Source organism: Thermoleptolyngbya sp. M55_K2018_002 (genome assembly GCF_015295965.1).
Taxonomy (GTDB): domain Bacteria; phylum Cyanobacteriota; class Cyanobacteriia; order Elainellales; family Elainellaceae; genus Thermoleptolyngbya; species Thermoleptolyngbya sichuanensis.
The window spans coordinates 1-7674 of the sequence record NZ_DVEA01000377.1; the positions used below are offsets into that span (position 1 = coordinate 1).

Consider the following 7674-nt stretch of genomic DNA (forward strand, 5'->3'; position numbering starts at 1 on the left):
GATACGCTGCTAGGCGGCCCGGGGCGGGACGTGCTAATCGGCGGCCCCGGAGCCGACGTGCTGACGGGCGATGCGGGAGCCGATCGCTTTGTGTTTTCGGGACGCAACCGCACCCAGGCGCTCCGAACCTCGCTGCTGCGGGCCCCCGACCGGATAACCGACTTTAACCCCACCGAGGGCGATCGCATTCAGCTTGATTTTGACAATCGGCTGAAAACGCGGGAATTGCCCAGAGCCTTGTTTAACGTCGGCGTAATCAACCAACCGGGCATCACCACGCTGGCCCAGGCTGTCAGTGCTGCCTATGCCGACACGCGCCCCAGCCAGCCCGGAAATCAGCGGCTTGGGGCAAACCAGGCACTATTCTTCGAGTTTCAGGGTCAGACCTACCTCTCGGTCAACGACAACAGAGCCGCCTTTCGCCCGAACAACGACCTGCTGGTAGAGGTGACGGGCATTCAGTTCCGTCCGGGGGATGAGCAGCCGGGGGTTCTGTCTGTCAGAAACTATTTTGCATAACGCTGCGTAATTCCTAGATAGATAGCCACGAGATAGATAGTCAGGGTTGTATCGATTCTCGATTTTGGATTTGCGATTTGGATTGCCAGTCGAGCGTCTGCGGGGGCTTCTGGCATCTTCCTTCGTAGCGCCACTTGGGGCATGGAGATCAGGCAGCAGCGTAAAGTGATCTGCTCCATGCGTAATTCAATCCATTTTTAGTGAAGACCTATAGGTATGGGGCAGATCAGCATCCCTAAGCCCGAAGACTCTCCCCCAAATTCCACAGGAGCAACGTGCCATATGTCTAACCCGTTCTGCCAAGATGGGCGCGATGAAACGCCCGCTCCCAGCGACCCGACTGAGGCGGCCTGCATGGCGATCGCCCGCCTGCTGCACGAATGGCTGCAAGAGGACATCATCGATGCCCAGGAATTTATCAGCGCGGTGGGACATCTGCCCGTCAGTCTAGCGGTGTTATTTCCTCCACATTTATTTGATGCAGAGCCGTTTGATGCAGAGCCGTTTGATGCAGAGATGTTTGATGCAGAGCCGCTAGAGTCCGACGATCCACCCTTCGATAGACCCTAGAAGCCCTCCTTTTTACAGAAGCAAAGGCCCAGAAATTCGGTGACAATCCCCTTATGCTGATCGACATCAGCCCTGTTGCCTAAACCTTTGCTTCATGGATTGGGAGAGTTCCTGTGTTTAATCTGGTCGAAGCGACGGTCACGCCCCTCGTGCTTAATCACCAGGTTTTGGAAGTGGCCTATGAGCTATATCTGCAAGCGGCGGAAAGCAGCCATCCGGTGATTAATCTGCGTGAGCTTTCTCGAAAGACGGGCAAGAGCGCCCTGACGTGTCGCAACGCGATTGTGGAAGCCAATCAATTAGGGCGATTCCCCAACTGCACACTGGAATCTTGAGGTCTGATCGGCCAGACGCGGGGGACAGCACATCGGGTATATCCCACTTTTGCAACTCTCACCCTAAATCCCCTCCCAAAGCGGGAGAGGGACTTCCAATCCGGCTTCCCTTCTCCCGTTTTGGGAGAAGAGGCTGGGGGATGAGGGTAAACTTGCATAGCTGGGATGCGCCCGATAGTTACAGCACATCCCTCTCTTGCTGAGATTGGCAAGACTTGTAGATTGGCGATTCTTTAGACGCGCAACTCTAGACACGCAACTCTAGACACGCAACTCTAGACGCACAACTTTTCAGAGTGGCAGACTTTATAGCGCTCGGTAAAGCATAATCGCATCAACGCTTGCGCCGTCGGGTAGCCGAGCGGCTTGGGGAACGCGACCAAGGGTGGAAAAGCCGAGCGATCGCCACAGGTTGAGCGATGGCTCGTTGGTGGCAAAGACTAGGTTGAACATGACGGCGGTGTAGCCCTTGGTGGGGGCGATCGCCAGCATGGTTTCTGCCATCCAGCGGCCAATTCCCTGACCTCGCATGGCAGGTTGTACAATGAAGCCAGCATTGCAGATATGACTGCACCAACCGGGAAAGTTGGGCTTTAGGTAAAAAGCTCCCAAGACTTCCCCAAGCGCAGGCGTAGTAGGCGATGCGCGGTTCGGTGAAGTATCGGTTGAGGTCTTGTCTAACGATAGATTCTGTGGCAACGGGTCTTTGAGCGACATTTCTTGCGATATCGCTTCGACTAACATCTCTTTGGGTGACGTATCCTGAGATACAGGCGGCGGTGCATCCCCCACAGCCCGCACCACGAACGCATCCCGGCTCAGCCAATAGGCCGCAAACTCTGACGGAGAGAGGGGCTGAGCATGGGGATAGGTTAATCCTTCGGTTCCTGATGACGTTACAAAATAGTTCAGCAGCGCCCGAACGGCTTCGGTTTCTTCTGGGCGCAGGGTATCCAGTTCGGCGATCGCCCCATTGGGCAAGGTTTTCCGAATCGGCAGCGCCAGGGGTAGGGGCGAACCAAGCTCAGATTGGGCCTCTGGCTGCATTTCAATCCATGTCTCAGTCCTTGTCTCAATCTTCCCAATTTCAGGCTTTCCCGCGTCTTGTCCAGCATTTTGTCCCAGTTCAGCACTGCTCATTGCATCGTTCTCCGCTCGCATGGCAATCTTACACGGTAGCTGGCTATTTCAGCCCCAGGTTTCCTCTCCAAACACGTCAGAATCCGGCAAATCATCAGCGCAGTCCGCAGGCGGGCAATTTTTGATCTGGGGTGAAACCTGGCGGCGGGTCGAAACGAATCGCCTTGGGGAGGGAGACACAGCCCGCAATATTCTGCGCCACCCCTTTGCGCTGTCGCGGGCGGAGTTGTTGGATTTGTTGCGATCGCTCGACCAATCCCATCGGCTTGCTTGGCCGGTCGCCGATGTGCCCTTGGCAGAACCCGTCCCCCCCGCTAGGGGGCGAGGACGCAAGCGCACCGCCACGCTAGAGCCGTCGCCCGCGATGCTCAAAGTCCGCTGGCAAACCCTGCGCCTCTTCTTGCCGACCTACGTGAACGAGAGCGAGGGTGAAACGTCTCGCCTGCCGCAGTATTCCGTTGCACTGCCCGATGGCGAAACAGACGGAACCGAGCGATCGCCCTCGCTGGAACTGCACCCCTGGCAGATCGAGGGGCTGCTGCTGTCGCCGCTAGAAGCGTTTCAATTGCTAAATTCGCTGCCCCTATCTACAGTGGGCGATGCAGACTCTTTTATCAGTGGGGATTTGCGCTTTTGGTCGCACGCAGCACGATGGAGCCTGGATCTGCTGGCACGGGCCAAGTTTTTGCCAGGGCTGCGGCTGCAAGATGGAGCGGCGATCGCCACCTGGCAAGTGCTGCTGGATAGCGAGGTCGATCAGACGCGCCTCCAGCAGTTCTCCCGCCGGATGCCGCCCGCCTGCCGCACCTACCAGCTTCCCCACAGCGCCCCAGACGATGCAGACGATGCAGACGACGCAGAATCTCCCTTTCCAGCGGCTCGGCTGGTGCTACTGGATTTTCTCAACCGGGTGACGGAGGCGCAAATTCGAGAGGCGATCGCCGCTCAGCCCCCCCCTGCTGCCCCCCTGCCCAAAGACATTGCCCTGCGAGAATGGCTGCAAGCGCTGGGCGACGAGGACGGGGCGATCGCCGCCGAGCCTGCCCGCATCGAGCGTCTGCAATCTGCGCTGACCCAGTGGACAGCACCCATCGCCTCGGTGCTAAACCAGCAGATCGCCGCCTTCCGCACCTGCTTCTACCTGCATCCCCCCGCCGCCGGACAGACGGACTGGACGCTGGAATACTTCCTGCAAGCCACCGATGACCCCGAATTCCTCCTCAGCGCCCGCACGATCTGGAGCAACCCGGTGGATCGGCTGGTCTATCTAGAGCGCACCATTCCCCATCCCCAGGAAACGCTGCTGGCCGGGCTGGGCCTGGCTTCCCGCCTCTATCCTGTCCTCGAACCCAGCCTGCAAACCTCCCAGCCACAGTCTTGCCGACTGAATCCCCTGCAAGTTTACGAATTCATCCGCTCGACCGCGTGGCGCTTGCAAGACAGCGGCTTTGGCGTGGTGCTGCCGCCGAGCCTGTCGCAGGAGCAGGGCTGGGCAAACCGTCTGGGGCTGAGCGTCCGTGCCGAAGCCCCCAAAGGCAGCGCGGGCATGGGACTAAAAAGTCTGCTGAATTTCAAATGGGAACTGACCATCGGCGGACAGCGCATTTCCAAGGCAGAATTTGATCGGCTGGTGGCGCTGAACACGCCGCTGGTGGAGATCAACGGCGAATGGGTGGAACTGCGCCCGCAGGACATCCGCGCTGCCCAAGACTTCTTTGCCAGCCGCAAAGACCAAATGGCGCTGTCTCTAGAAGACGCGCTCCGCATCAGCACGGGCGACACGCAGACCATCGAAAAGCTGCCCGTGGTCAGCTTTGAAGCCTCAGGCGCACTGCAAGACCTGATCAGCACCCTTACTACGGGCAACCAAAACCTATCGCTAATTCCTACGCCGAAAGGCTTTCAGGGCGAGTTGCGGCCCTACCAGCTTCGCGGCGCATCCTGGCTGGCATTTTTGGAGCAGTGGGGTTTGGGCGCGTGCCTCGCGGACGACATGGGTCTGGGCAAAACCATTCAGCTCATTGCTCTACTGCTGCACTTGCAGGAAACGGAACAGTTGGAAAAGCCTGTCTTGCTCGTTTGCCCGACTTCTGTGCTGGGCAACTGGGAGCGAGAAGTGAAGCGGTTTGGCCCCAGCCTGCGCGTGTGGGTGCAGCATGGCGACAAGCGTCCCCAGGGCGCAGAGTTTGCCCGCACTGCCCAACGCTACCATCTGGTGATCACCAGCTATGCCCTGGTCTACCGCGATGAAAAAGACCTGAAGCGCGTTTCCTGGCAAGGCGTGGTGCTGGACGAGGCGCAGAATATTAAAAACCCCGAAGCCAAACAATCCCAGGCGGTGCGTCAGTTGGATGCTCAGTTTCGGATTGCCCTGACGGGGACTCCGGTGGAAAACCGCCTGTCGGAGCTATGGTCGATTCTGGATTTCCTCAATCCGGGCTACTTGGGCCCGCGCAACTTCTTTCAGCGGCGGTTCAGCGTGCCGATTGAGCGCTATGGCGACACAGATTCGCTAAAAATCCTGCGATCGCTCGTCCAGCCCTTCATCCTGCGCCGCCTCAAGACCGACCGCGACATCATCCAGGATTTGCCCGAAAAACAGGAAATGACGGTCTTTTGCGGCCTCACGGCGGAGCAAGCGGCAATCTATCAGCGCCTTGTCGATCGATCTTTGGAACAGATCGAGTCTGCCGACGGCATCCAGCGCCACGGCATGATTCTGGCGCTCCTGACCCGGCTGAAACAGGTCTGCAACCATCCCGTGCTGCTGCAAATGGAAGAGGACGAAGAGGACGGCAAGGTTCCCCCGGAGATGGAATCCCCCACGGCGTTTTTGGCTGGGTCGGGTAAGCTACAACGGCTGACGGAGATGCTGGAGGAACTGCTAGCGGAGGGCGATCGCACGCTGATCTTTACCCAGTTTGCCAAGTGGGGCAAGCAGCTTCAGGCGTATCTAGAACAGCAGTTCAAACGGGAAGTGATCTTCCTCTACGGCGGCAGTTCCAAGAAGCAGCGCGAGGAAATGGTCGATCGCTTCCAGAACGACCCCCAGGGCCCGCGCATCTTCATCCTGTCGCTGAAGGCCGGCGGCGTGGGTTTAAACCTGACTCGCGCCAACCACGTCTTTCACTATGACCGCTGGTGGAACCCCGCCGTGGAGAATCAGGCTACCGACCGTGCCTTTCGCATCGGGCAAACCCGCAATGTCCAGGTTCACAAATTCGTCTGCACGGGCACGCTGGAAGAGCGCATCCACGACCTGATCGAAAGCAAAAAAGCCCTCTCAGAACAGGTCGTCGGCACGGGCGAAAACTGGCTGACGGAACTCGACACCGATCAGTTGCGGCAACTCCTCCTGCTAGATCGGAGCGCCATTATTGATGAGTAGCCGTTTGGTTAGCGATTTTGGATTTTGGATTGCCAGTCCAGGGTGCGCGGAACTTTCAGCACGCTCTTTGAATTTTCGATTTTCGATCTTCAATTTTCGATTTTCAATTTCCAGTCCAGGGTGCGCGGGACTTTCAGCAGGCTCATTCGGAGTGTGACTCCGGGGAATCGGGCCCACCGGACGCACAGGCCACTGAGGCGATTTGGCTGCCTGCTGCCATTGGCACTTCCGCCACCAGCCGCACCTGCCCGCTGTCGTCGCGAATCCAGCCTTGAGCCTCGGTGAGGGGCGCTGGGGAAGGGAGAGCTTGGGGTGGGTTGGAGGGTCGGAGCGGTCGATTAGCAGAATAACCTGGTGATCCTGGATCGGCCCAGCTTGCGGCGATCGCCCCACTTCCTTGCAAGTCCCCTGGTGCAGCAGGTAGCCCGCCCCGCCCAGAGACGACGAATTCTCGTTGGGCCAGGGCGATCGCCGTGCCTGCTGTACCACACCCTCTGGCGATCAGCCGCGAGGCATCTACAGGTTGGGCGGGCAGTTCGACTAGACCCTGGCTGGGGTCAACCACTAACCCGTTGATCGTGACTGTGCCATCCGTCCCGAATCTGGAGTTAACAGTGATATCGCTGCGATCAGTTGGCGCTGGGCGAAAGACGATACCAAAGAGGCCCTGAGTGGTTAAATCAACTGATCCACCCCGCCCATCGACAGCACTGGCATCAATGTCGCTGTTTTCCGAGGCCACCGCCGCAATCACATCCGCATTGATAAAAATATTCCCTCCATTGCTACCGCCAAGGCGTTCATCAATGTCAGCCCTGCTGGAGATTCTGCTGCCATTTCTGAGGAGGAGCGATCGCCCTTCTACAATCACATTTCCCCCCTGTCCTTGGGGAACAGAAACAACAGTCGTAATTTTACTTTTCTGATCAAGCAGAATATGGCTTGCTTGCAAACGGACATTACCTGCATTGCCAAAAAGACCAGGCTGGCGAGTATTTGCAAAGGAAGAGCTGTCGATTTGAGACATCCCGCGCATCACAATCGAGCCTGTTGCCTGCACTACTACATCGCCTGCGCTGCCGCTTCCCCCGGTCTGGGCTGAGAGGCGGCTCTGGTTGTCCAGCGTTAAATCCCCGCCGCTAAAGACTTCAATGTTGCCAAATTGACCATCGCCAGTGAACAAGTCAATGGCAGTGTTGTTGTCAATCTCTAGATAGCGTCCAGCCTGCAAAATGATGCTGCCAGAGTTTCCCCTGCCATCAACTTCACTGCGGAGTTGCGTTGAGTTGCGAAGTATTAGGGTATCGCTAGCTTGAATTCGCAGCGTTCCGGCGTTCCCTTCAATTTGTGTGTTGAAGAAAACGTAAGTGTTTGACAGGGTAATGTTTGGCGCTGAGAAGGTGATGTCTCCAGAGTTTCCGTTTGTGGCCTCCGTTGCAATGGCGGAAATATTTTGCAGATCAAGCCGCTCACTGGCAATCAGCGAAATTACGCCTGCATTGGCTCCGCTGCTGCCTGCTAAAAACTGTGCATTTCGAGCGGTTAATCGACGGGCAGCGATCGCAATTCCTCCCGGCTCCTTTATTGCTGGATTTAGCACCGTAGTCACAATTTGCCCATTATTCACCACGCGGACATCGGCTAGGCTGGCATCAGGACTCCATCGCAGGCGCGGCCTTGCAGAAAACGACTGTCCCGCCCGCTGCCACTGCAAGCCGACCT

4 protein-coding genes and 2 pseudogenes are annotated in these 7674 nt (G+C 57.7%); 4 read left to right on the plus strand and 2 right to left on the minus strand.

Annotated features, from left to right (window positions below; translation table 11 throughout):
- The 3 genes from IGS51_RS19470 to IGS51_RS19480 all read left to right on the plus strand — a co-directional run.
- Positions 1-519, plus strand: a 519-nt coding sequence (locus IGS51_RS19470; protein WP_297080450.1) for a bluetail domain-containing putative surface protein, incomplete at its 5' end; no start/stop codon positions are given.
- Between the two features lie 282 nt (positions 520-801).
- Complete coding sequence (locus IGS51_RS19475) at positions 802-1089, plus strand: hypothetical protein (RefSeq protein WP_297080451.1); 288 nt, start codon at positions 802-804, stop codon at positions 1087-1089.
- A gap of 113 nt (positions 1090-1202) precedes the next feature.
- Positions 1203-1424: a hypothetical protein gene (locus IGS51_RS19480; protein ID WP_172357777.1), complete on the plus strand. Its 222-nt coding sequence runs from the start codon at positions 1203-1205 to the stop codon at positions 1422-1424.
- A 306-nt stretch (positions 1425-1730) separates the two neighbouring features.
- On the opposite strand, the pseudogene IGS51_RS22435 reads toward IGS51_RS19480, so the two are convergent.
- Positions 1731-2042: pseudogene (locus IGS51_RS22435) on the minus strand (N-acetyltransferase family protein); the annotation flags it as partial.
- Positions 2043-2583: 541 nt separating this feature from the next.
- On the opposite strand from IGS51_RS22435, the gene IGS51_RS19490 reads away from it, so the two are divergent.
- Positions 2584-5952, plus strand: coding sequence for a DEAD/DEAH box helicase (locus tag IGS51_RS19490; protein WP_297080453.1), 3369 nt, complete (start codon positions 2584-2586; stop codon positions 5950-5952).
- A 142-nt stretch (positions 5953-6094) separates the two neighbouring features.
- Here IGS51_RS19490 and IGS51_RS19495 read toward each other — a convergent pair.
- Positions 6095-7674: pseudogene (locus IGS51_RS19495) on the minus strand (hypothetical protein); the annotation flags it as partial.